Below are 22,445 nucleotides of genomic sequence, written 5' to 3'. Positions count from 1 at the left end.
TGGTACTCACGTTGTGACTATGGCAAATGCTTGGCTAGGTTAAAAAGCGGTTGATGGCTCTAGAGCGGTACTACTGCCAGCCCCACCAGTCCAGTCGGCTGGGACGTTGCTGATGTGATGATGAGTTCATAAATGCTGCCAGCCGCAACGTCCGTTTGATTGCCATTGGCCAAAGAGGCGCTGCTAGCGTTGGCAGAGATAGTCATCGAGCCGATCAATGTCCGCGCAGGCCATTTGGCTCGATAGACCTCCACTGACACATCCTGGGCGATGATCTCCGTCAGAAACACCTGGAGGGTCGCACCGTCAAACATTCTGACCGGGCAATGGACAAAGCAACGTGCGTCCTTGGCGTGTGGCACGACGCTACGCTGAGCAAACACCGCCTCTTGTGCGCGGGGACTGGGGGCTGAGTCATCAAAGACGACGGCGCAGGCTTTGCCCGAATAGGAGGAATAATCACCTGACTTCAACAACCGGAACGTACGTATTGCACTCGTGCCGTTGCGGGCAACGGTAAATCCCGAAAGGCTTAGGGTCGTATCGCTTCCGCCGCCGATCAACAGCTTGCCCGCCAAGACGCCCTCTATGTACTTGGTCGATGGGCGCCCTTCGGCGGCATCCAGTACCACGTCGATGTAACCGTTACCGGAGCCACTCACTTTGCCCATGAAAGCATCACGCGGGCGTATGCTCGCAAACTGGGCCATCAGGTAGCTATCGCTCGTTTTGGCACTGCTTGCCGTCTGATAGACCTCGATCTCTCCAACGGCTGATTGCATCAGGGCCGTCGGGACAACACCGGTAAGACGAGTGTTCGTTCCAGACGCACTGGCGGTGTACGTCAAAAAAGCCTGAGCAGCGATGCCGCCAATCGCCACGTAGATCGGTTTGGTGGAGTCGACCTGTCTTAAGAAGTCAGCCAGCATTACAGAAAGATCGAGGTAATTGGCCCCTATCCCTACCCACCCTTCAATACGCAGCACGCGCTTATAAACGGGGTTGTCCCGAAAGTAATGCGGGTAATACGTCCAGGCGTCGCCACCGATTGCCGTTGCGCGAAGGTCTGCTTCGACCCTCCGAGAAGATTTGCCCGTTGCTTCAGGGGCCAAGACGTTGACCAGAGCATCCGCCAGACGCACATAACCTGGACCGCTGGGATGGACCAGATCACCCAAAAATTTCAGTTCAGTCCCTGCCGTCAGCGTGGTGTTGGAGTCACCAAACACCAGGGGCCAGGTGTCGAATAAAATTGTACGAGGAAAACCTGCTCGTACAGCCAGGTAGGCACCTCGCAGGCCTCGGTTCCACTTTTCGACCAACGCTTGATCAGTGACCAGGTCATTACCGAAGCTTGGATACGCCGCCGCAGAAGGAAAACCTGCGCTGGCCACGTAAGGGCGAGCTGTCATCGGATTGGGCATCCGCAACACGATTTCATCCCCCGGAAATGCCGCGTTAATTCGGGTGATGACCGCTCTCAGGCGCTGGGCGATGTAATTCGTAATCTCAGCTTGCGAGAGGTTGCCCACAGCCGCATTGAGAATGCAGTCGTTGATACCGAAGCAGGATACCCAGACCACTTTGGCAGTCTGCTGAGCCCTCCACGCTAAAGCTGTCCCGAGGCTGATAGAACCCACCGGCTTATGCCCGTAGTAGTCCCATTCGGAAACAGCCCCCACTGAGTTGCTTTGAATCACGGGCGGCGCTACAGCTGGGTCATTGAGAAAACCGTTAAGCGTATAGCCAGAGCCGCCGAAGTTGATCGTGCCTAGAACACCGGCAAACCGTCCACCATTCTTGCGGTGCAAATTAGTCAGGCGGTCAAAGCCGTATCCGGCCCCCTTCATCTGCTCAGTCGTGGAGTCGCCGCAGAAAATCAGGAGCTTCTGGTCGACAGTAAAATCGCCAAGGCCGCCCGATGCGCCAGCTCGTATCGCATCGCCAACATCTATTGCCCCTGCTCCCTGACCTGCAGGCGTGAAACGAAGCCATCCGGTTGGAATTCTGCCCTCTGCGTCTGCAATGGGCATCAGCCCTGGAGCTGGATTGAGAGACGCGGTACCGCCGGTGACAACTGCCACAGCGTTTTCGGCGCTAGACCTTGCAGAAGCCGCGCTATCAGCGGCGTGGTCGGCAGCATCCTCAGTTGCGTCTTTCTTATGGGTGATCTCGACCAGCGCGGTTTCGACATACTGCGCCGCAGCCGTTGTCGAATTCACCGCTGAACTCAAGGCACTGGCAGCAGGGTAGCGTTTTTGCTCAACCGCACTCCCGGCGACATTCTTGTACAGAATGATGTACTCGGCGGATTCTGGGCTGGGCACGCTGAAATAGCTGCCGTTGACAGTGCCTGCCAAGCCTGCCGCTGTAGAAGCGTACGTCATTGCCCCCGCCATCTGCGCAGCGACATCTACTAGCGCCGAGGTGACTTTGGCTTGTGACAACACAGCTTGCTTTGCGAGCGAGGGCACTGTTCCAGACTCGGTCATCACATCTGTTTGCGCGTCGCCATTAACGATTTGGTGCTGCTTTTGAGAGGCTAGACTGGCCCTAGCCGATGCCTCAGAGAGTTCTCCAGCATAGGCAACCAGGGCATCAATAGTGGATTGATCAGCCATTGTTCGTACTCAAGTTGGCGGGCAGGACGTAATTCACTGCGTTGAATAACTGATCGACTGCATCAGCGATAACGTTCACAACTTCTAGACCGTATCCAAAGGTCACATCAGTGTTACCAGGCCGACGCGTAATGATTTTGGTCTCCATGGCAACATTTTTATAGGCGGTGAGCGGAGCCTCAACGCGCCAGGTAAATGGCCAGTCGCCCGAATAAATGGGATCGCCGGCATTCAGCCGTCCGACCACAGGAACCCTGAACATCACCACGTCCGCCTCAACACCGTAGAGCGCGGCCAGGCGGATGAAATAGGGGATGGATTGACCGCCCAGATCTGCCATGGCGGCCTCGACCGCCTGTACTCGATCATCCATCGTGGCGCCGTCAGCTGGCGTGAGGTTGTAAACACGCTCCCAGTCGGTGATGTAGTCACCGGCCGAGGCCGGAAAAATAGCGCTCCCAATCGCTTCCAGTTCTGTCAGTGCATCGCCCAGCGCATCACTTTCAGCGGTCAGCTGCGCCATCAACACTTTGCCATTCGGGTCATATGCGACAGGCGGAAGTAATGCCTGAAGCTGCTCGATCAGTACTTCGCTCATGTCATCGGCTCTAGAGTGACGGTACCCAGGCGAACCCAACGGACCATTGACGGATCTTCGGAGGCAGAGATATTGGCCGCTGGCGTTACCAGGTCGAAGTCAACAACGCCCGCGAGACTGCTAACGGCGGCGGTAAGACGGATGCGGTAAAGAGTTTCAAGCGGGAGCAATGGATCAATGACGCCGGCAGCGGCAGATTCAACCGGGCTTTGCAGGTTGGCGAGCGTATACCCGTTATCTAGTGCCAAACGTAGTGCCAAATTGACCGTCAATACGGCTGGGGTGAACACCCAAATATCCGCGCCGGCCGGTGCTACCGACTCAAGGTAGGCCTGGCAGGCGGCGATAATGACAGCCGACGAAGGGCCACCCGCAGAAGTGATTACCACATCAATGGCGTTACCACCCCGTCGCTTGGGGATCACTAGGACCGTTGACACGCCATCCACGGACAATGCCCAACGCCGATAGTCCGCTAGGTTTCCACCGCTGGGTGGGTTGCGCAGCACATCCAGGTAACGAGCTAACAGACTCTCTTGCTTTTCGTCGTCTGTTCCACCCTTGAGCGCGGACAAGGAGCAGGCGCTGTTGATACCTAATGGCGGGCTGGTCAACGTTGCTGGCCCCTCCAGCCCATTAAGCGCTGAGCCCGTAGCTGTCGTTGTCACCGGCGCGTCCGCAGTGCCGGCAACTCCGAGGGTGACAGCAGCGGTAGTTGTCAGCACTGTGCCGCTGGCGGTATGACGAACCTGTGATGAAGCAGGCAAGGTCTTCCCGGCCGTGCCGACCACGGCAACGGTGCTGTCAGCAGCGGTGGCAGACTTGGGGTACACACCACGGGTAGACGCATGTTTCTTGAGTTCGTCAAAGTCAGCGCTGTCGGGGAAAATTTGCCGGGCAGTCCAGGAACCCTGTTGGTGAATGCCTTCGGCGACCGCAGCCACGGAACTGATGCGCACGTAATTGTCGCTGTCGCTGCCAATATCGGCGTCCGGCAATAGCGAACGGATCTCGCGCAGGCCGCGCGTGCGAATGGTTTCAAATGAGGGGGCGTCGTACGCCATCAGATCACTCTCACGGAATGTTCAAAGGTCTGTCTACCGGCCGGAGCGGTGACCTCGATCAGCAAGCGTAACCAGCCGTCGTGCAATTGCTCGACAGTGATCTCAATAGCTGTGGCTCGCCCATCGTCTATCAAACCCTGCAGCGCTACCTGGGCGTACTGTTTGGCAAGGCGACCGACACGAGCCTTGTCCTTTTCGCGGCGCAGCTCATGCAGTCGCGAGCCCAATGATGGATCAGCCCAGTAACTGCCCAACGGAGTCATAAGGCGCAGGTATACGGCGTTTGCCAGCGTCGAAATGCGCTGACCTGTCAAATCGCCTGAGGTTGGGTTTATGCCTGCGTCCATAGGGCAGTAGATTGCCTCCCGTGCGCGCGCAACGCAGTTTCAGCTCGACGAATTATCGCTATTGCCAGCGTCATCATTGCTGTTGAGTGGGTGTAGGGCTGTTGCCATGCTGGTGACCGTTATAGATGTCGCGGTCGTCCTGCATGCTTCGGGTATGGTCGATGATTTCGCCAGCAGACTGGATGTTGCCCTCTGCTTGAACTTCGCCAATGGTCTCAATCATGGGCGTTTCAAACCGAACCTTGGTACTGGCTTTGACCAGCAGCGTTTCTGTCACGACCTCGATCACGCGGCCGCGCTTGAGGTGCACGTGGTCGCCTTCGTCCGAGTAAAGTGCGACCTCTCCACCAAGCACCTTCAAACGATAACGGCCATCCTCTGTCGCGATGACAACCGTGTGATTACTGTTCCCACCAACAGGGATGGCGATGTATTCCGCCCCCGGCAAAGGGGCCGAGGTGAAGCCGTAGTGCTGGAACAATTCGCCGGAAACAGACTCGCCGGCCAGGCCCTGCATTTCAACACCGGTTATCGCGCTCTGGGTATCGCCGACAGCCACAGCGCGAAACGCTTGCCGGAAATTTCGCCGTTCACTCGCAGCCTGAGTTTTCATCAACCGCGCCAAACTTCTCATTCAAATCCCCCGGTTAGAGCCCGCGAATGTATTCGATGAAAGCGGCATCGGGGTTTGCCTTACCCTTATGTTTCTTGACAGGATTACCGTCCAGCACCCACATTTTGTCTTCACGAAACCGCAGCTCGGTAATTGCACCCTCAGTGCGGCTCAGCCGCAGTGTTCTCGCCATCAGAAAGTAGATGCCATCCAGTTCATGTGGCTCACTGCGGATGACGACGCGCTGACCTGGTGTCCACACACGGCCGTTTCCCGTGCGATGCCCTGCAACAATGGCGCGAGCCTCGAACCCTTCCAGACGGCTGTCTGCCAATAGCTTGCGGGCACGAGTGGTGGCCATGTCCTGGTTTTCACTGGAACTGTCGATGACCACTTTGGGACGAAAGATGCCACGGCGAGTCAGGGTTTCGTCCTGGATCACTGAGCGAAGGTGGGACCGTGTGGTATCCAGCCCATCGTTGGCATATTGACCGTGCTGGCCCAGGACAGTGATCTGGCTATAACGTCCGGCAATGGATCGATGAACAGACAAACGCTCCATATTGTTGCCCAGGCCATCCTCTCGCATTACCAGGGTCGCAACAGGAGCCGAGGTGTAGTCAGGACCACCGACGACCAATAAACCGTCAGGCTCAACCCATGGCCACAGACCGTTCGCCTCGGCCACCTGCAGGAGGGCCTCCCAGGCTGACTGGCCTGGCTCGATTTGGATACGACGACGGATCTTGGCGTTTTCAGCCCGGATCTCGACGCGGGTAATGCCCAACGGCTTTACAACCTCTTTCACGATGTCCGCCAGGGAGGCTTCACGCATGGCAACGAAGGGCGTAGAGCAATCGACCAGGCCGGCAGCCTTGTCTCGTCCGACCACTCGAATGAAGATGCCCCTGCGTGAGACATCATGTTCAAAGTCATCGACTTGCCCTGTCAGAACCCGGTCCTTACCCAGTGTGAGTTCACAACTCGCGCCCTCGACCAATACCTTGGGCAACTTGATGGTGTCGCGCGTGAACAACTCCAGCTCGAACCCGTCAGAGGGCGTCAGCAAGTCGGACTCGACTGACCAGCCATTCCAGGTTTCGTGCGAGAGACCGCCAATGGAAAGGCGTATGGACGCTTCAGTTTGCATAAGCCCTCATCACTGTGCCTGCCGCGATGCCATAGGGCGTGCGCAATGTTGGGTTAAGGCGCAGCAGCTCAAGCGCACGCGAGTTGTCGCCGTACCAGCGGTGAGCCAGTAAGCGCAGACTGGAGGTACTTTCCACCGTCCGGCTGAGCAGCGGTGGCCTTTGTAGAATCACCTGGCGCGCCCTGACCTGGATCAACGCCGCGATAGTGCGAAGGTCTTCGATGACCGGGAGCGCTGTTTCAACATCATATAGTCGGCGATGCAGCAGAATGGCTGCCTGGATCAAACTACGTACCAGGTTAACCAGGCGCTCCAGCTCCTCTGGGCTCAAGGTCAGATCATCCGCCTCGGCCTCGATCACCACGCCGATGGCCTGCGCGTTTGCCAACGCTAATTCAGTGATCACCAGTACGACCAGGGCATAGCCTAAGGCCTCCACGGGATCTGCCGGCATGGCATCGGGCACCGAGCTTTCTAGCGGTTCCTCACCTTGGCGCGCTGTCACCAATAAGACTGTGGCCATGCGCCCGACATCGGCTGGCAATGAAGTGGTACCGGGCATACTCGACGGTACGCTCGACCGGCTGAGTAGTTCAGCCGAAGTACTCGGCGTACTGCTTTGAATAGCGGCTCGAATTTCAGTGGGTGTGCGACCCAGATCGAGCAGTGGATCGAACGCCGAGGAAGTGTTCCCCGCCATCGAAGCAACACCGGAGACAACGCCCAGGATTTGCGAGCGCATCTGCTGCAATCGTAAGGTGACGCCGGGCAGGCCCAAGGCTTTTTCGATTAGTCCCGTCCATCCACCGCCGATCCAGGACTGTACCTCGGACACCAACGAGTCCAGTCGGCCAAACAGATCGAGCACGCCATCTTGCCAATTGGCGCTGTCTTCAATGTCGAGAGTGCCCACGTCGACGAACTCAAACTGGCGGGCGAAAAACGGCTGGCGAGGTGTGTGTTCCAGGAACTTGAGCGCGACTTCGGCGTAGTCCGGCCTGCTGGCTTGGTGGCTAACTTTGTAACCGCCACTTACAACCGTAACGCTGCCGTAGACCGGATGGATCAGCTCCCCCGGTCCACGGGTATCCAGCACCCTGAGTAACGCTTGCAACTGCAGCAGGTAGTTGACACCGTTGAACACTGCCCGCACGTCGAACTGGCGCGCTCCTCGCCCCAGATCCTCGACATCATCACCATCTACGTAAGGAACACCGTGGGTTCCCAGCGCACGTGCGGCCTCCAGATCTTCGTCCATGACCTCGATGGCGACGCCCTTGTATGAGCAGTCGAGCAGGTCTTCCGCCCAGGTCATTGCCCGCGCCTCACTTGGATGTCAGCACGGCGCTCAACTTCAGCCTGGATATAGTGCGAATCCGTTCGCAGCTCAATGACCAACGGCTTATCGAGTAGCTGGCTGAGCCGCTCAGCGGCCGCAATCGTGCCCATTCCCGCGCCAATTGCTCGGCCTGCCACCCCAGAAGCCCAATTGTTGGCGCTATCGACTGAGCCGCCAGCAGCGGTCAATCCAGTCTCTTGTTGCGCCAATCGACGTGCCTGGGTCGAGGCCCAGTCAGAGGTCTGGTTGGGGTTTTGGTTGAGCAACGAAATACGATTGCGGTAAAAGGCTTCCTGATAGGTCCGCTGGCCGTCATCGAGCAGCTTGTTTTTGGCCGCTAAAGCCAACCGATCCTCATCGGTATTCTGGCCTGTCGAACCTCCGAGCTGCGTGAACTCATAAGCGAGGGCCAGAGGAGCCAAAAACTTAGGAACTCGTGGCGCGCGGAATCCTCCCTTACCTTTTCCACTTCCCCCACCTATATCAGGCAGATCATTGGCGATATTACCCAAGCCTAATCCAGCCGTAGGCCAGTTAGTTACAAAAACGGAAGTTACGCCGGTTGCTTCCTCCAGTACCTTGCCTACGGCAATATTTTTTAGTGTCTCTGGTCCACCAAGGAACTTATTCATTAAAGCCCCTGCGCCAGCTTTGGCACCACGCCCCGCATAGTAGCCACTCACAGCAGCCGCTGCGCCGCCGAAGAGCAGTTGCTCGCCGGACATGTTTAAATCATCTAATAGATAGCTGCCCAGGTCAGCGAAACCTTTATTAAGCGGTCTAGCCATACGGTCAATGGCTTCTCCAAGCGTGGCTTTCATGCGACTGCCAACAGCTGTAGTGCTGCCCAGATTATCTGCCAGGTCTTTTTCAACTACTCCTTTCGCATTTTCGATATCGCCTGTGCTCTTTGCAAAATTTGCCAGACGGTCACCAGTAAGAAATGCGTTTACGCCTTTCTGAGTGTCTTGGTCCATCTTTCCGAAAACAACACCCATGAATCGCGCACGCTCTTTATCCGTTCTCAGCGCTTTGTACTTCTTTTGCAAGTCGACAAAAACGTCCTGCGTGTTTCTCGTCTTGCCGTTTTTATCGAAAAAATCTACGCCTGTGTTTTTTGTAACGTACTTTCTGTAACTGTCATTGGTGAAGGTACGCAAGGTCGATTGTGCCAACGTGCCAAGTCGATCAGGCTCCAACTCGATAAGCGACAAGGTCTCAACGAAAGAGAGCGATTGCGCCATGGTCATACCTGCTCGTTTGGCATCTTGCCCTACCTTCGGAAAGATGCTCGAAAGGTTTTCCAACTCGGCATTACCCAATCGACCCGCAACAATCATCTTCTGCAGAATATCGAGCGCTGCATTCGGCTGGGATAGATCGATGTCAAATGCACTGGCGCCGGTCACCAACGCCTTGGCCAGGATGCCTGAGTCAGCACCAGTGACGGCTGTGGCCTGGGCTATTGCAGCGGAACTTGCTTTTGCCTTGTCATAGGAAAGGCCGCTTGCAATGAGTGTGTCGAATCCAGTCTGCACTTGCTCTGGATCAACACCGTAGGTTTTTGCGAGCCGCCAATGCTCGGTGCGCCACTCTTCTCGTTGCGCGACCGTCATGCCAGCAGTTTGTTGAGTGCGGATTAATTGTCGATCTCGCCGTGCACTTGAGGTGAGGCCTGAGACCACACCGAAACCCAAGCCAACACCCGCCAATTGTCCTTGGACAGTGCCGCCCAGCCCTTTGAGGCGATTAAATTCAGCACGCGTATTGGCGGCTATCGTTTTCAACATTCGAAGGTTGCGTGCGCCGTTTTGCGCCATACGCCGCATGCTGTCGTCCGTACGTTCAACACTTCGGCGCAGTGGTTCAGTCCCTTCGAGTGTAGTGCGTACAAGTTCAGCCTTGACCTCACGCGCTGCCTGGCGACCAATTTGCCCCAATTGCTTGAGTTCGCCCTGAGACTGAATTACACCTTGGCGAAACACTGCTGAGCCCTGAGTAGCAGTATCGCGCATTGCCTGGCGGATGATTTTATAACTGGCGGCACCAGCCTGGCCGGTTTTAGTCAGTGCGCCTGTGGCTTTGGTACTGTCATCGGCGAGCGCTTTGGCACCGTCTTTCCCGGCTTTGCGCAAGTCCCGTTCAAGCGCCTGAATTTCACGACGACTGTTACCCGCATTGGCCTGAATGCGAAGTGCGACGCGCAGATCAGAACTCATCAGGACGACTCCAAGTGATGTAGTGGGCAGTGAGAAGGCCCTTTAACGGGCCTTGGGTGATGGGGACTTCCCTTTGTTCTTTTGGCGCTTGCTGATGATTCTTCGGCCTGTTTTTTTGCCCTCGATCAGGCCAATGCGAGCATCGACCTCAGCCTTTGACATACGCCGGATCTCATCTAGGCGGTAGCCTCGCCCGACAAGGGCGTGCTCGATGGATCTCCAACTGGCGTTGCCGCGCTCAGCGGCGTGAGCTTTTTTTCCAGTTCTAGGTCCGCTTCGCCAATGATGGCCAAGTCGACTTCCGTCAACGCTTCTCGCAACAGCTCGACGGTCAGATGTTCAAGGGGAATTTCTCCCAGGGACAGCAACTGGCGGCGGTAAACTTCCAGCGCAGCCAGTTGAAAAGGTCCGTTGGGATGTATCTCGTTGGCTGCGATCCAGTCACCGGCCATACCTGTGCGCAGAACGAAATGCTTATGCCGGACACCCGCATAGTAAACGCCGTTGCTCAGCTCACGGCTGATGGTCAAACCTTCCCATTTCTTATCAATCTGAATCACTACATCACTCCTCGTAATAGTTCAGGGCGACGATGGTCAAGTCGCGGGTGGCTTCGCCTTCGACCTGGTACTTGCTGCCCATCTCGACCAGGGAACAGCCTGTCCAAGTTTCCCGCTTGCTACCCCCGTCCTGCGGATAGATGGTGAGTTTGGCGTCAACCAGGGCACGCCAATCAGGTTCGCCAGTTTTCGGGATCGCCACGGAAATGCGCAGGTCGTGCTCCTCCATGCCCTTTGCCGTGCCCAGTGGTCGGCCTAATTTGTTCATTGTCTTGACGACCGTACGGCCGGTCTTGAGGCTGGGCTCCATGCTCACCACCTCATACTCGGTCCCGTTGATCTCCAGGACAATCTGTCCCACGTAATCATCTGACATTTACAATCTCCCCTTACAAGAGCAGGTCAATGCGGGCGGCAAACACATGCAGACCATTGACCACATCGGCTGGAATACTCGAATTGAGTCGGCTGGCACTTTGAGTCGAGCGCTCGACGACCAGGCCAGTGGCATTGGCGTCTACCTCTTCGACGATCTCAAGCTCTTCCAGCTTTTTGAGCACGTCCAGCAGTTCGCCACGAACTGCCGGCGGGGTTTTGCTGGACAGCTTCGAGCGGGGAAACCGCTGGCGAATTCGGTCGCGGCAAGCTTGGCGCACGTAATAGAGGGTGCGAATGGTCGTCAGATCGAGCATGGACTCATCGTCTGCACCTGCTGCAGACGTTGTGTAGGTGGTGACTGACCGGACGATTTGCACCACGTCGCCGGCGCCGACCTCCAGAGGCGTCACACCGTTGGCCAACGCCGCTTCTTGCTCGGTTCGACCTAGGCGATTAGCCACGGGGGGAACCGTAATCCCTGCCAGTGCAAGGGTGTTGAGTGGCCGGGCCGGGTCTTCTTCTGAAGCTATCACCGCCGCGTAAGCCGCAGCGACCTGGCGGGCTGTCGAGGTAGTTCCCGGCAGCACCGCCAACGAGATGGCTCCGGCGTTAAGGCTTTCGGCCAACGTCGTCGCAGCTGACAACGTGGTGGTCAACGCGCCGACACCGATGATGCTTTGCTGTTCAATCGAATCGGTATAGGTGTTGATGTGCGTGCGCAGGGCTGTCAAAGCGGCCTGACTGAACCACGCCGGCACCAGAATGGTGAACCGGCCTTGTGCGGTTGAGGCGAGCGCCCCTGAAATATCTGGCTCCGCGTTACCGACGACAACCACGCCGACAATGGAAATGGCCACATAGCGGTAGGCTTTGATAGCTGCGGCAACCATTTCGCCGGCCACTGCGCCTGCCAATGTTTTGGCTTCGAGATCACTGAACACCTGAGTCGGGACATTGGCAGCAAGCGTTGCGCCTTCCCCCAGGGGCACAATCAAGCAGATGCTCTGGGCGTTGGTGGGCAAGTTTCGATTGGCCAGGCTGGTGTTGAACTCCATGTAAACGCCTGGTTTGCGGATCGAGGCCGGTATCGTATCGATGACGACGGTCATTCAGCGGACTCCTTAGCGGGCTGTTTGGCACTGTTGGTTTTCTTCTTCACGGCCACCAGCTCACCCGACAACACGCGGCGCTGGTAGTACGAAGTGTCTAGAACATCCACCGGGTCGGCCGGTGCGGGTTCGATGTACTGGCGCGGGTCTCCCTCGGTGGGCACCCTAAGGCCTGGAGCGGCGACTACGAACATCACAAGTTCCTCAGTTCAATGGTGTCGGTGGCCGCCGTTTCGGTACTGCCGGCCGGGCTGTGGTAAACCATGTCGATGCCTTCCAGATCCGGCAGGTCCAGTTCTGGCTTGGTCCAATCCAACTCAATCGAAAACGATTGCCCCAAGACCGACATGTAGTCGCTTTGAAACTTGCCATTAACCAGGTTGGATAACTCGGTTGGCTCAATGCGTGCTCGATCCGGCCAGGGTTGCCAGTCCACAAGCTGGTGCATGCAGGCTTCCCAAAGCGCATAGCTGCCAATATCTGTGGCAGTTGTCCCGCGCCTGGTCTCCCGCTCGCCCCGTGGATGGCGCGTAACGATCACCAGGCGAAACGTGATCGGAATGCCGTAACGGCTTTGGCTGCGCTTACGAAACACGGCCCTTGGCACCATCAGCAGCACGGCCGGGCAGCGCTTGAGTAAGCCGTCTAGCAAGTCCGGGTCGCCCAGTTCACCGCCGTAGCTGTCAACGGTAAGGCGGTGGACCTTCGGAACCAGCTCCCTCAGACGAGCCACAATCAAGTCCTCCAGCTCGCCCAGCATTACAAGTTCCTCAACGTGGTACGGCTCATCAGCCGAGGCTGGTGGCTGATCTGCAGGCGAGACTCGCCGCCGTCAGAAGCCCCACGTTCCTTGTCCTCTGCGGCCAAGGTTTCCAGTCGCTTAAGCACGTCTTTGTAGAGCACGCGCACGGTCGACTCTTCCTTGCCCGCATCGTCGTACAGGTGATAGCGGGCGATCTCGGCCAGATCTGCAATTACCCATTCAGGGGCATCCTCACCGGCCGGGCGAAACCGCAGGTAAAACGAAACCTCACTACGTGCCCGCGTTACGGCGTCGGCGATCCTGGCCAGCGTCGCAACGGCGATGGCCACGTCCTCAGGCGGCCATTCGTCCAAGGGCTCGCCAGCAGCAGCGGCCACGAGTAGCGCCGGTTCGATAACACGCTCGGTGTCCGGGACAGCCACTTCCGTGATGTCGCGGGCGCCGAAGCGGACAAGTAGCTGGCTGGCGGATGGCAGTGAGAGGTTCACTATTTACCTGCCTTGGCTCTGCGAGGTCTCGCGGGCGGTTTCTCTGCCAGTGTCTTGGCTGCTTCACGCTCCTGATCTTCTTTCAGGGCGTCTTCCCAGAGAGAATCAAGTTCACCGTCCGGCGCTTCTATCGCATTGGCTAGTTCATATGCCCGATCCTCCATGAGGGCATCTTCCCAGAGGGCATCAAGTCCGATATTGCCCGCATCTGGGGTAACGGGCAGAAGCACTCCATCACCCAGAGCTGCAGCGTTTGCTTCAAGCGTCTGCGACTGAACGTTTTGTGCGGTGTTGGACGCTTCCGGTAGCGCGGTGGACGACGTAAGTGCATGGCGCGGCTCCCACTCTGGCTCCAGATCTACTTCCACGCAGGTGACAATCAACTGAGGCTCTTTGACCAGGGCATGCCATTGCTCAGACGTGAAGTCGCCCGGTTGCCAGGTAATCGGCTGGTCGGAGTGGCCGACGCCGCAGCGACGAAAGCCATTGCGCCTGGCCGTAATAACGATGACAGTCGTCATGACGCCCCCTTAGGCCTCGCCAGTCGAGCCGAACGCCAGTTGCCAGAAGCCATAACCACCGGCTGCCCGCGCTTCTGCCCCGAACTTGAATTTTTTACGGCTGAAGACATCGTCCGCTTGCGGATCGGTCTGCTGGACGAAGTCCGGCGCCTTGCGTTCCTGGTAGATGAACGGGCGAACGGGCTTGCTGGTGTCCAGGAGGAACCAGGCGGTGTCGGAGGTGATGCGAGTCGAGACCACCAGTTCAGCGGTGCCCTTGTAGAGGTTGACCTTGCCGTCTTCCAAGCGATCACTGGTCAACAATGCACGAGCGGTATCTTCCAGGCCGGGGCCGACCAACAGAATCGTCGGCCGCACATTCAATGGGCGGCCATCATCGTCCTTGAACTTGCCCATGGCAGTACGGGCCGCACCGTAACTGGCCTTGGCTGCTGCCTGGGTCGCAATAGACAGCGCGGCGGTCCCCTTATTACTGACGCTGCCCTTACCGACGGGATGGTCCGTGTCGAAGAAGTACTGCTTGTCATAGCAGAGGTTGTCGAAGGCACCGTTGACCAGCTCGTACACGAGTTCATCGGGCAACTGCTTGGCCGAGAATCCAGCCATTTGTGCCTGGGGCGCGTAGATGCCGAGTTGATCGTCTTCAATATGGTTACGGTCGACCTCGACGGTGGCTTCGAAATCTTCGTTTTCCACGGTATAGGCGTAAGCCTTCAGGCTCTTGACGTGCTTTTCCCCGACCCAACGGCGCATCTTTGGAAACGCCGATAACCAGGCGTAAATGTTGCTGCCGGTGGAACTGGGCACCTTCATTGCGATCTTTTCCCAGGTGCTGGGCGCTTCCGCAAAGGCATTGTTAAACAGGGTTTTCAGGGCAACGAACGCCAACTGAATCGAGGCTTTGTTAACTAACATGCGCAATGCGCTCCTATATATAGAGGGAGTTACTCAACCCATACGCCGTCGGCATCAATACCGACTATGCGTCCAGCTGCGGATCGGGTGCCGCCTGCATCAGCAGCCGCAACGGTTTCGTCATCGACGATGTAAGCGGGCTTGAACAGGTGCGCCTGAGTGATGGTGCCGTCGTTTTCCCACTGGAAGGCTTTGCCATGGCGGATCTCGACCTGCTTAGCGCCAGCAGCACCGCCTCGGTTGTCGACCTCCTCCTCAGCGCGGCCCAGGCAGGACAAGCCGAGGGCCGCTGAGCCCGGTGCGGCAAAGCCGGTGGCCGATGCGACCACCAGAGAGCCAGCGAAGATATGGACGTTGGCCGCGACGGGGATCACCAGGGTCTCGGTATCCTTCATCGGAGTATTACGATCTTGGGTCAGCGACACGGCTTACACCTCGTTCTGTTTGGTTTTCGCGAAATCGACCGGATCTACGCCCAACAGCTTGCACATGGCTTGCTCTTCGGAGTTGAGCGCGGTGACGGTGTTTTCGGGTTGGCGGCCGCCCAGGTTGCTGGCGTCAGCAACAACCGGCGCGGCATCCACGAAGGCTTTGAAACGAGCCAAGCCCGCTTCGTCCTGGCACATGGCGCGGTGGTAATCCACGGTCGCCGGGGTAATCTTCCCGGCCTGAGTGGCAGCAGTAATGACCGCGTCGACGGCCTTGGAGTGTTCTGTTTTCTTGTGCTCGGCGAGTGCCTGTTCGGCATTCAGTGCGCGAGACTCCACCGCGTTGTAATCAGCGCGAGGCACGAACCGCTCCAGGTTGCCCGACTCGCTGTTGAGTGCCTGGTTAGTGGCGTTGAGTTTGGCGGTGGTGGCCGTAAAGACCTGTTCTGCGGTCGCCGTCTCAGGCAAACCAAGCAGCTTTAAAAGCTCTGGTGAGGGTTTCACAGGGACATTCTCCAATTGCTCTTGGTTGAGAGCTGTCATGACGAGGTTGGGGATGTTGGTGAGGGCGGCGCTGACCATGCGCACGATGCGCTTGGTCTCATCGTCGTAATCGAAAACAGGGGAAAGGAAGCGGTACTCTTTGTTTTCAACCTGGAGTTCGCCGCGTGGCGTCCATTCGGCCAGCCCCCACAAAGCACCGTCGCGTATCTCCAACTGTTTGATCCATGCACCGGCCGGTGCTTCCTGGCCAAGAGGGGCACGGCGCTGGGTGGCATGCTCCCAGTCGATGGGCAAATCGATTGCCCGACTGGAAAAGTTGGTTTGCACGAACTGATGGGCCACGTCGTCGAACAGCCAAGTGCGGCCGTCACGGCCAACAACGGTTGGTCCTGCGGGAATGAGTTCGACCCACTCGGGCGCCTTCCCATCGGAAAGCTCGACGGAGCTGTAGATCTCGGAGTTAACGGCAAGTTGAGTTTTCATGCCGCCAGTTTCGGCGGGCTATCGAGGGCGGGGAGTTTCGGCGCGGCGTAAGGTTTTAATCCGTGTTGCACCCCAGGGCGGGAATACACCGTCTGCCCATTCTATACGTAGAGAATGAGGAATCGTGTCTCACGGGCGCGTTGTGGTTGGCATTCTGAGCCAATCTAACGCGGGTCTAACGGTTGTTGCTAACCCTATCGGCGGCGGATGTACCGCGAACAGCTCAGCGCGCCGCAAAAACGATTACAGACGATCAACCTGTAAAGCCTTCTGTGAGGTAATCGCCCACGATGGCCAGGATCTCGGTTTCATCCTCCGAAGACAGGCCAAGATATGGCCGGGCCTGCATTTCCGTAGAGCTTGCACCTCGGGTTGCCCACTGGGAAAAGTTGGATTTGTTCTTTTTCACAAAGCGATTGCCCACCGATCCATCTTTCCCCTGACGGAAGTAGACCTGCTGTGACCTGGCTGCATGCTCGATCTTGCCGCCCAACTGGTGGATAGCGCCGTACACACGATCAGTGCCAAACGCCAGTTCGTTGTTGCTGACGTTGTGGCGCAGGGTGTCCTGCAGCGTGCCTTTCTCACGCAGGATGCGACCACCTTTCTTGCGGGCCAGGGTCGACGGTGCAAGCGGCGCCCAGGGTGAGCCGTCCGGTGCGACCTGCTGACGAAAGCGGTCATCCGTGGATTGATGCAGGTATTCCGCGATGTCGTTGAGCGGTGTATTGAGTTCGTCCAAACGTTGGGCGAGAACGCCTAAAGCCTTGCCGACTTCGCTCTCATTAACGGTTACTTCCAGCAGTGCTCCTGCCATGTCAATATCCCGCCGCTCGTGAAATTTTATCGTTAATGGAGTTTACGATTATGAAAGTCATGTCTTATATGAACAACCAGTTGTTCTCAGTGATCATCCCCGTGGACGCCACGCTCGATTCGGTACCCCAGGATGTGAGAGATAAGCTTGGGGCAGCATACAAAACCGCTAAGCTCGATCTTAAGCCAGGGGACGGACGGGTCGCACTTTCGTCGGAGGACGCCATCGCCGACATCGAGAAACAGGGGTACCACATGGTTCAAGCGAAGATTGAACGTAAAAGTTAATGTTCACCCCCCGAAGATTTCGATAGGCGCACCCTTGTATTAGCCTCAGCGTAAATGCTGAGGCTTTTTATTTCCCGCGTTGATATAGCCTCACACCCAGGCGCAACGCTTCTAGGTATTGTTCGCTGTCATTTACAAAACCTGTGACACCGGTCCAGCCGTCCGCGCCCTGATCGAACACCGCCACGGCAGGTTCGGCCTTACCCTTTACCTGGACGTGCGCCAGGAAGCGGCGGCGCAGTACCGCCTTGCCCTGGTCGGGTTGCCATTCCAGACGTGCCCATATTTCGTCGGGCATCTTGATGGCTTCAGCCAACAAGAGGAGTTCACGTGCTTTGATTTGCTGAGGCAACGCTATTGCGGCGGTTTTGGCACCGCTGAACATCTCCCGGCCGATGACAAGTGCATCACCGGTCACATCACGAAATACTGCAGGTGTCGCATCGGTGGCGCCAAACTCGCCCAGGAACTGGGTTACAGAGTTCGCTGCAGTAACTTTGGCAGGAAGCAGGCGCTTTGCTGATACCAGGCGAGGTTGCGGTAAAGGGCCACTCGGCTGGCGGTTAGGCAATCCTTGCCCAGGAGCTGGAGCTGCTGACGGCGCAGGCACAAGGTCACGGGTGCGCAGTTGGGGCACGGAGTTCGCCAGTCGGGACTGTCCTGGTGAGTATTCGAAGCCTGGATCAATCCCTTTAGGTACTCGCACAGTGCGCGGGCCGTTGGGGCTATTCGTGCCAATAACCCGATCCTCCCACTCAATGGCGGGCGCCGGGCCAATCGTCAGGCCCTGGCGCTCCACGTCCCTGGCAGAGAGCATGAACTTCTTGCACTTGCAGCCCCAGCCGTTTTGCGGGGTATGGGTTGCCCACCATGGGTCATCGAGCGGCAGTGTGATGCCGTTCCAGGACAAGTGCATCGGGCGTGGGTGGGCGCTGTCGCCATGACGGTAAACCGCATAAGGGCGGCGCTTGCGCAATTCCGGGTCTGCCATCTGGGCTTCGCGCCCAGCGTTGTAGGACTGTCGCAGATTGGTTTCCCAGATGACATTGGTACGCCAACCGCGCTCGCCCTGGTACTGCCAACCATGTTTGCCAACGACCTGGTCAAAGTCTTTTCGGAACTGCTCCAGGGTGGTCCCGCTGGCGATGGACTTTTCGACTGCACCGCGCAGGTCGGTCAGCAGATCGCGTTTGACGGCACCCGCCACGACGAAGGCGTAGTCGTGTTCGGCTGTGTAAACATCTGTCCAGGCGCGTGTCGGGAGATTGACCTTTCCTCTGAAATAGTCAACCTGTTCCTTGAAAGGTAGTGAACCATGGGAGACAGCCATTTATAGTCCTTGCCTAGCGTACTGTTCTTTGCGGTTAATCAATGTCGAGTAGCCAATTCAACGAAAGGGAAGAGTCATGTCTATTAACGAAAAACAACTAGAAGTAGTTCTGACAACCCTTCTTGCTGACGTCGGCCTGGCCGTCGCAGCAATTGTCCTCGCAATCAAACGACAACCTGGTTTCGATGTAGCCGCGTACGATGCAGATATTGAGACACTTCTAGCGATTCCTGACCGATCTAAAACATTTCGTACAATACTTGAGACAACACTTTCGTCCGAAGAGGATTAGAGTCCCCTGAGAATGTCATCCCGGCCAGCCAGGCTGGCGGCCGCCAGGCCATCGGCAATAGCGTCCGCTAACTGGCTGGTCGTCATGGCCGGATATATTTCAATCAGCCGATCCCTAAACTCCTCCAGGCTGTGGACCGTATCGAGCAGTTCTTTGAGCTGCTCGACCATGTCATCCATGTACACCCCCACCGTTCGCTCCATCGTCCGTACCTGGTTATCCACGATGTCCGGCGCCACCTTTGGCTTGACGAGCGCCTGCTCACTGTTGGCCGCCTGAGCCAATGCCTTAGAAGGCACAGACACAGGTGCCCCCAGCACCTCGGCGCCTGCAGCCGGAGCTGGGAGATTGAGCTTGTCGCGAATGACCGACTGTTCGACCTTTAACCCAAGTGGTACCAGCTTCTCCAGGGCGGAGATTAGGATCTTGATATCTTCGGGCTGAGGTACATCAATGATCAGCTTGGGATACTTTCTACCTGGTGCAAAGTTCAGGTCGCACCAGGGCCGCACAAAGTAGCGGTTCAGCGTATTTGATTCGGCCTTGGCATCAGCCTGCAGCAGATCCAGTCGTACTTCGTTGTGGATCGTCGCCTGGGCCTGGCTGGAGCCGTCGTCAGTGGACATCGTCTGCCCGACTACCGCCTTGCTGACCTGCTTATCCCACCACTCAGCCAGGCCTTTGAAAAAGTCCCCGGCACCGGCGACATTGGCCGCTTGGGTGAAGTCGATACGCATACTGTCCGGGATCACAGCTGCAGCATCGCTGCCGAGGTTGGCCACAGCCGACATGAGGGTCGCAATATCGTCCTTGCTGGCACCTGGTCCGTATCGCCCAACGCGCATGGGCATGCCGAAGATGTCGGCGAAGCCCATCCAATCCTTCCAGGTCCAGGCTTTGCACATGTAAGCCACAGCAGCCAGTCGTGCCAGGCCGCCCCGGATCGGTAGGCCTGATCGGATGCGCGGCAGGTGGACAATGAACTTGTAAGGCGCCAAGGCCACGCCGTTGACCATGTCAGCCTCATCAAGCAGGCGCAGCTCCCGGCCGGTGTCGCGGTCGAACTGGAAGAAGCGCTGGTCCCTTGGCTCAAAGCGCGCTGGATTCCAGGTCTTGCCGCTACGGTCCCACATGATTTCGGAGACGGCATAGGCTTTGCCCATGGCGTCGGTCAGATCGGCCTGCAGTTCACCGAACTCCGGAGAGTCGACTATTTCCTTGAGCTGGTCAGCCCGGCGCACGTCCTCTGCGTCGTCGCTAGCGGCTTCGACACGAATAGCCAAGCCCGCTATTGCCAGTTTGCGGGTACCTAACACCGAGGCGTAATGCAGATCCCGCTCCTCCATCTCCTCGGCAAGTATCAAATAGTCGTGGGCATTACCCTCGGTGGCGCCTTGCAAGATGGCGGCGAGACGACCTGGAGTCAGGCCGCTGGCCACCGACTGATGCCAAACCTGACGTATGCCGGTGGTCTGGGCAGCGGCCAACTCCTCGGTGAGCTTGTCGTACTGGATCGGTCGACCGTATTGGTCGACGATTTTGGATTCAGCCATTACCAAATGCCTTTTTTGGAGCGCCAACCGGCGCCGATCTGGATCTCGCGATCATGCTGGGATGCGGGCTGGACTCGGTGATATTCGATGATCTCGACTTCCTGGCGGGACGCGTAGTCGGCCAGGACTGCAGCGATACCGGCGTCGCCGTGACGTTTAGGTCCGGCCTTTTCGCCTTTCTCGTTGGTCCGCTTTTCCGGGATGCGGGCCACGCCCTTGACCATGCGAAAGGCGCGCACGTCGCTGACCACGTCTTTGTCGGCCGGGATGTCGTAGAAGGTGTCGTCTTCCAGGGATGCCTTGAACGGGGGCATGTTGTCGCGATACCAGCCCTCGGTGAGCATCACCCGCTCAATGCGGTTGAACCCAAACTCAATGGCCGTTTCCTCCGACAACTGCGAACCGTTGCCCCTGGCATCATCGGCGCCCTTGAGGAAATTGGGTAAGCGACGAATGATGTAGAACTTGATTTGGGTCTGTTGCTTGAACGGGACGTTGCGCAACTCGACCACAAAGGGGGTGCGCTTGCGTAGATTCTGCTCTTTGAGCAGTGGCCAGAAGACCGATAGGTCACCGGAACGAGCGAAGTCCATGCCATAAAAACTCTGAACATCCAGAGGGATCGCCGATAGCAGCGGGAGCAAATGCTCCTCGCACCACTCCAGTGATTCGGCAAGGCGTAGGTGTTCGGCAATAGTTTCGTAACCTTGCGGATACGCCAGGCGCAGCACCGGCACGTCGCGGTTACTGCGCTGTTCGACCAGGGCCATACTGAGAAAGGCGCCGCCGCCCTGTGAGGGAACGCAGTCAAGTTCCTCCTCAGCAGCTTCGCCGTAGAAGTCATATACATCCTGAACCCAGGCCGCTTCTTCCTCAGGCTTGTACTCAATACCTTTACGCAGGCAAACCCGATGGTAAAGGCCATCAGCCACGGCTTCTCGAAACGAACAGCGGAACAGCTTGCCCTTGCGCTTGCCTGCCCGAATATCGTTGATCAGTTCATTGAAGGCGTTTTCCGTGCCGTCGTGAGTGCTGATTACATGTACTTCACCGCCCCAAATCAGCAGCGCCAGAGCGGCTTTCAGCAACTCGGCCAAGTCCTGGTGGAACGCGGCTTCGTCGATCACGACAACACCCTGACGGCCTCGCAGGTTGGATGGACGACTGGTCAGCGCGACGATGCGGTGCCCGCTGGGAAAACCGATGGTGTAAGTCTTGATGTGCTTGTCTGGATCGCTGTCGGGCCAGATGCCTTCTTCGATTTGTTCAGCGGCATAGTTGTAAGCTCGCGCCCACATGGCGCACGCCTGGATGTACTCCACGGTCATGTCTTGGTTGTAGCCCAGGTAGTAGACGGTCTGACCTCCCGCCGACTTTTCGGATGCTGCGACCAAGACGTTATCTGCCGCCTCGGCCCAGGTGAGGCCGATACGCCGGGACTTCTCGCCCACCTTGAGTGGGGCACGGATGCCGATCCACTCTTTTTGGTAGTCGAGCAGCACTGCCGGGGCAACCAGGGTTGCGGTACTGTCCAGGATAAGGGGGACACTCACGATGCCATCCCCAGGATTTCCCGCCGAATTTCGTCAGCTGTCGACTGAGTCATCCCGCCTTTCTTAGCGATCTTGTCAACGCGGGCCGCTGCTGTTTCGACCTTTTCCCGCCACTCGGCCTGCCATTTCTTCTGCACCACCGAGGCCTTGCCCAGTTCCGCGACGGCCTTGGCCACCTTGGGCAAGTCCATTTGATCGCCATCACTCATCAGCAGCTTGAACAGGTGTTCCTGGACCAGACGCATCAACGCTTCATTGACGGCACCTTCTTCATCTGGGGCAGCGGCCACCACAGCGCGAGCCTGCTCGCTGGCCATCTTCAAAGCGGAGAGCTTGGACTCGAAGTCCTGACCGTAACGATGCAGTGCCGACTTGCTGATCGAAAAACCCTGGTTCGACAGCTCGTTGGCCAGGGCTTCGTAGTCGCTGAAATTGTTTTCAGCCAACGCCTTATCGAGCCAGTTTTTTACCGACTTGGGCAGGCTGGCGACTTTGCTGCGGGGGGGCATGGCG

25 protein-coding genes are annotated in these 22,445 nt (G+C 57.6%); 2 read left to right on the top strand and 23 right to left on the bottom strand.

Going from position 1 to position 22,445, the window contains the following annotated elements; all coding sequences use genetic code 11:
- Positions 1-59 precede the first annotated feature (59 nt).
- The 19 genes from OZ428_RS01200 to OZ428_RS01110 all read right to left on the bottom strand — a co-directional run bounded on the left by OZ428_RS01200 (position 60) and on the right by OZ428_RS01110 (position 16,917).
- Positions 60-2,621: a hypothetical protein gene (locus OZ428_RS01200; RefSeq protein ID WP_269132513.1), complete on the bottom strand. Its 2,562-nt coding sequence runs from the start codon at positions 2,619-2,621 to the stop codon at positions 60-62.
- A complete protein-coding gene (locus OZ428_RS01195; RefSeq protein WP_269132512.1) occupies positions 2,614-3,219 on the bottom strand; it encodes a putative phage tail protein in 606 nt (201 codons plus the stop codon). Before OZ428_RS01195 ends, OZ428_RS01200 begins: the two co-directional genes overlap by 8 nt.
- Entirely contained in the window at positions 3,216-4,283 is a 1,068-nt protein-coding gene (locus OZ428_RS01190; protein WP_269132511.1) for a baseplate J/gp47 family protein, read from the bottom strand. The genes OZ428_RS01195 and OZ428_RS01190 overlap by 4 nt, the downstream gene beginning before the upstream one ends.
- Positions 4,283-4,630: a phage GP46 family protein gene (locus OZ428_RS01185; protein ID WP_269132510.1), complete on the bottom strand. Its 348-nt coding sequence runs from the start codon at positions 4,628-4,630 to the stop codon at positions 4,283-4,285. Before OZ428_RS01185 ends, OZ428_RS01190 begins: the two co-directional genes overlap by 1 nt.
- Before the next feature lie 73 nt (positions 4,631-4,703).
- The gene (locus tag OZ428_RS01180; protein ID WP_269132509.1) at positions 4,704-5,243 is read right to left on the bottom strand and encodes a phage baseplate assembly protein domain-containing protein; all 540 of its coding nucleotides are present in this window, start codon (positions 5,241-5,243) and stop codon (positions 4,704-4,706) included.
- 34 nt (positions 5,244-5,277) lie between these two features.
- Positions 5,278-6,393 (bottom strand): phage baseplate assembly protein, encoded by a 1,116-nt coding sequence (locus tag OZ428_RS01175; RefSeq protein ID WP_269132508.1) that lies wholly within the window; start codon positions 6,391-6,393, stop codon positions 5,278-5,280.
- Entirely contained in the window at positions 6,383-7,708 is a 1,326-nt protein-coding gene (locus OZ428_RS01170) for a DNA circularization protein (RefSeq protein WP_269132507.1), read from the bottom strand. Before OZ428_RS01170 ends, OZ428_RS01175 begins: the two co-directional genes overlap by 11 nt.
- Positions 7,705-9,951: a phage tail tape measure protein gene (locus tag OZ428_RS01165; RefSeq protein ID WP_269132506.1), complete on the bottom strand. Its 2,247-nt coding sequence runs from the start codon at positions 9,949-9,951 to the stop codon at positions 7,705-7,707. Before OZ428_RS01165 ends, OZ428_RS01170 begins: the two co-directional genes overlap by 4 nt.
- A 176-nt stretch (positions 9,952-10,127) precedes the next feature.
- Positions 10,128-10,511, bottom strand: coding sequence for a hypothetical protein (locus tag OZ428_RS01160; protein WP_269132505.1), 384 nt, complete (start codon positions 10,509-10,511; stop codon positions 10,128-10,130).
- A gap of 4 nt (positions 10,512-10,515) precedes the next feature.
- A complete protein-coding gene (locus tag OZ428_RS01155; protein ID WP_269132504.1) occupies positions 10,516-10,887 on the bottom strand; it encodes a phage tail protein in 372 nt (123 codons plus the stop codon).
- Between the two features lie 13 nt (positions 10,888-10,900).
- Positions 10,901-11,998, bottom strand: coding sequence for a phage tail sheath C-terminal domain-containing protein (locus tag OZ428_RS01150; RefSeq protein WP_269132503.1), 1,098 nt, complete (start codon positions 11,996-11,998; stop codon positions 10,901-10,903).
- Positions 11,995-12,192 (bottom strand): hypothetical protein, encoded by a 198-nt coding sequence (locus OZ428_RS01145; protein ID WP_269132502.1) that lies wholly within the window; start codon positions 12,190-12,192, stop codon positions 11,995-11,997. The genes OZ428_RS01150 and OZ428_RS01145 overlap by 4 nt, the downstream gene beginning before the upstream one ends.
- Complete coding sequence (locus tag OZ428_RS01140; RefSeq protein WP_269132501.1) at positions 12,192-12,758, bottom strand: phage protein Gp37; 567 nt, start codon at positions 12,756-12,758, stop codon at positions 12,192-12,194. The genes OZ428_RS01145 and OZ428_RS01140 overlap by 1 nt, the downstream gene beginning before the upstream one ends.
- A complete protein-coding gene (locus OZ428_RS01135; RefSeq protein WP_269132500.1) occupies positions 12,758-13,249 on the bottom strand; it encodes a phage protein Gp36 family protein in 492 nt (163 codons plus the stop codon). Before OZ428_RS01135 ends, OZ428_RS01140 begins: the two co-directional genes overlap by 1 nt.
- Positions 13,249-13,770 (bottom strand): HI1506-related protein, encoded by a 522-nt coding sequence (locus OZ428_RS01130; RefSeq protein WP_269132499.1) that lies wholly within the window; start codon positions 13,768-13,770, stop codon positions 13,249-13,251. The genes OZ428_RS01135 and OZ428_RS01130 overlap by 1 nt, the downstream gene beginning before the upstream one ends.
- A gap of 9 nt (positions 13,771-13,779) precedes the next feature.
- Positions 13,780-14,685: a Mu-like prophage major head subunit gpT family protein gene (locus OZ428_RS01125; RefSeq protein WP_269132498.1), complete on the bottom strand. Its 906-nt coding sequence runs from the start codon at positions 14,683-14,685 to the stop codon at positions 13,780-13,782.
- 29 nt (positions 14,686-14,714) lie between these two features.
- Entirely contained in the window at positions 14,715-15,080 is a 366-nt protein-coding gene (locus OZ428_RS01120) for a hypothetical protein (RefSeq protein ID WP_269132497.1), read from the bottom strand.
- A gap of 33 nt (positions 15,081-15,113) precedes the next feature.
- Positions 15,114-16,100 carry a phage protease gene (locus tag OZ428_RS01115; RefSeq protein ID WP_269132496.1) on the bottom strand — a complete coding sequence of 329 codons (987 nt, stop codon included), beginning with the start codon at positions 16,098-16,100 and terminating at the stop codon, positions 15,114-15,116.
- Between the two features lie 253 nt (positions 16,101-16,353).
- Entirely contained in the window at positions 16,354-16,917 is a 564-nt protein-coding gene (locus OZ428_RS01110) for a phage virion morphogenesis protein (protein ID WP_269132495.1), read from the bottom strand.
- Positions 16,918-16,967: 50 nt separating this feature from the next.
- Between OZ428_RS01110 and OZ428_RS01105 the strand changes: the two genes are divergently transcribed.
- A complete protein-coding gene (locus tag OZ428_RS01105) occupies positions 16,968-17,204 on the top strand; it encodes a hypothetical protein (protein WP_269132494.1) in 237 nt (78 codons plus the stop codon).
- 67 nt (positions 17,205-17,271) lie between these two features.
- Here the strand turns inward: OZ428_RS01105 and OZ428_RS01100 are convergent, their stop codons facing one another.
- Positions 17,272-18,534 (bottom strand): PBECR2 nuclease fold domain-containing protein, encoded by a 1,263-nt coding sequence (locus OZ428_RS01100; RefSeq protein WP_269132493.1) that lies wholly within the window; start codon positions 18,532-18,534, stop codon positions 17,272-17,274.
- Positions 18,535-18,610: 76 nt separating this feature from the next.
- Between OZ428_RS01100 and OZ428_RS01095 the strand changes: the two genes are divergently transcribed.
- Entirely contained in the window at positions 18,611-18,826 is a 216-nt protein-coding gene (locus OZ428_RS01095) for a hypothetical protein (RefSeq protein WP_269132492.1), read from the top strand.
- Here OZ428_RS01095 and OZ428_RS01090 read toward each other — a convergent pair.
- Genes OZ428_RS01090 through OZ428_RS01080 form a run of 3 tightly spaced genes read right to left on the bottom strand, consistent with a single transcriptional unit; the run spans position 18,823 to position 22,441 of the window.
- A complete protein-coding gene (locus tag OZ428_RS01090) occupies positions 18,823-20,379 on the bottom strand; it encodes a DUF935 domain-containing protein (RefSeq protein WP_269132491.1) in 1,557 nt (518 codons plus the stop codon). The two genes, OZ428_RS01095 and OZ428_RS01090, sit on opposite strands and share 4 nt — an antisense overlap.
- Positions 20,379-21,932 (bottom strand): hypothetical protein, encoded by a 1,554-nt coding sequence (locus OZ428_RS01085; protein ID WP_269132490.1) that lies wholly within the window; start codon positions 21,930-21,932, stop codon positions 20,379-20,381. Before OZ428_RS01085 ends, OZ428_RS01090 begins: the two co-directional genes overlap by 1 nt.
- Complete coding sequence (locus OZ428_RS01080; RefSeq protein ID WP_269132489.1) at positions 21,929-22,441, bottom strand: DUF3486 family protein; 513 nt, start codon at positions 22,439-22,441, stop codon at positions 21,929-21,931. The genes OZ428_RS01085 and OZ428_RS01080 overlap by 4 nt, the downstream gene beginning before the upstream one ends.
- Positions 22,442-22,445 lie beyond the last annotated feature (4 nt).

Source organism: Pseudomonas sp. GXZC, assembly GCF_026967615.1.
Lineage (GTDB): Bacteria > Pseudomonadota > Gammaproteobacteria > Pseudomonadales > Pseudomonadaceae > Aquipseudomonas > Aquipseudomonas azotoformans_A.
Note: the sequence above shows the minus strand (reverse complement) of the source record. Positions and strands in the feature narration are given on the sequence as shown.

Excerpts from the sequence above, each read along its gene's own strand:
- OZ428_RS01095 (WP_269132492.1), top strand. The coding sequence starts at position 18,611 with ATGTCTATTAACGAAAAACAACTAGAAGTAGTTCTGACAACCCTTCTT.
- OZ428_RS01185 (WP_269132510.1), bottom strand. The coding sequence starts at position 4,630 with ATGGACGCAGGCATAAACCCAACCTCAGGCGATTTGACAGGTCAGCGC.
- OZ428_RS01125 (WP_269132498.1), bottom strand. The coding sequence starts at position 14,685 with ATGTTAGTTAACAAAGCCTCGATTCAGTTGGCGTTCGTTGCCCTGAAA.
- OZ428_RS01080 (WP_269132489.1), bottom strand. The coding sequence starts at position 22,441 with ATGCCCCCCCGCAGCAAAGTCGCCAGCCTGCCCAAGTCGGTAAAAAAC.
- OZ428_RS01090 (WP_269132491.1), bottom strand. The coding sequence starts at position 20,379 with ATGGCTGAATCCAAAATCGTCGACCAATACGGTCGACCGATCCAGTAC.
- OZ428_RS01150 (WP_269132503.1), bottom strand. The coding sequence starts at position 11,998 with ATGACCGTCGTCATCGATACGATACCGGCCTCGATCCGCAAACCAGGC.
- OZ428_RS01100 (WP_269132493.1), bottom strand. The coding sequence starts at position 18,534 with ATGGCTGTCTCCCATGGTTCACTACCTTTCAAGGAACAGGTTGACTAT.
- OZ428_RS01155 (WP_269132504.1), bottom strand. The coding sequence starts at position 10,887 with ATGTCAGATGATTACGTGGGACAGATTGTCCTGGAGATCAACGGGACC.
- OZ428_RS01110 (WP_269132495.1), bottom strand. The coding sequence starts at position 16,917 with ATGGCAGGAGCACTGCTGGAAGTAACCGTTAATGAGAGCGAAGTCGGC.
- OZ428_RS01170 (WP_269132507.1), bottom strand. The coding sequence starts at position 7,708 with ATGACCTGGGCGGAAGACCTGCTCGACTGCTCATACAAGGGCGTCGCC.
- OZ428_RS01175 (WP_269132508.1), bottom strand. The coding sequence starts at position 6,393 with ATGCAAACTGAAGCGTCCATACGCCTTTCCATTGGCGGTCTCTCGCAC.
- OZ428_RS01120 (WP_269132497.1), bottom strand. The coding sequence starts at position 15,080 with ATGAAGGATACCGAGACCCTGGTGATCCCCGTCGCGGCCAACGTCCAT.
- OZ428_RS01145 (WP_269132502.1), bottom strand. The coding sequence starts at position 12,192 with ATGTTCGTAGTCGCCGCTCCAGGCCTTAGGGTGCCCACCGAGGGAGAC.
- OZ428_RS01140 (WP_269132501.1), bottom strand. The coding sequence starts at position 12,758 with ATGCTGGGCGAGCTGGAGGACTTGATTGTGGCTCGTCTGAGGGAGCTG.
- OZ428_RS01190 (WP_269132511.1), bottom strand. The coding sequence starts at position 4,283 with ATGGCGTACGACGCCCCCTCATTTGAAACCATTCGCACGCGCGGCCTG.
- OZ428_RS01165 (WP_269132506.1), bottom strand. The coding sequence starts at position 9,951 with ATGAGTTCTGATCTGCGCGTCGCACTTCGCATTCAGGCCAATGCGGGT.
- OZ428_RS01130 (WP_269132499.1), bottom strand. The coding sequence starts at position 13,770 with ATGACGACTGTCATCGTTATTACGGCCAGGCGCAATGGCTTTCGTCGC.
- OZ428_RS01195 (WP_269132512.1), bottom strand. The coding sequence starts at position 3,219 with ATGAGCGAAGTACTGATCGAGCAGCTTCAGGCATTACTTCCGCCTGTC.
- OZ428_RS01180 (WP_269132509.1), bottom strand. The coding sequence starts at position 5,243 with ATGAAAACTCAGGCTGCGAGTGAACGGCGAAATTTCCGGCAAGCGTTT.
- OZ428_RS01200 (WP_269132513.1), bottom strand. The coding sequence starts at position 2,621 with ATGGCTGATCAATCCACTATTGATGCCCTGGTTGCCTATGCTGGAGAA.
- OZ428_RS01105 (WP_269132494.1), top strand. The coding sequence starts at position 16,968 with ATGAAAGTCATGTCTTATATGAACAACCAGTTGTTCTCAGTGATCATC.
- OZ428_RS01115 (WP_269132496.1), bottom strand. The coding sequence starts at position 16,100 with ATGAAAACTCAACTTGCCGTTAACTCCGAGATCTACAGCTCCGTCGAG.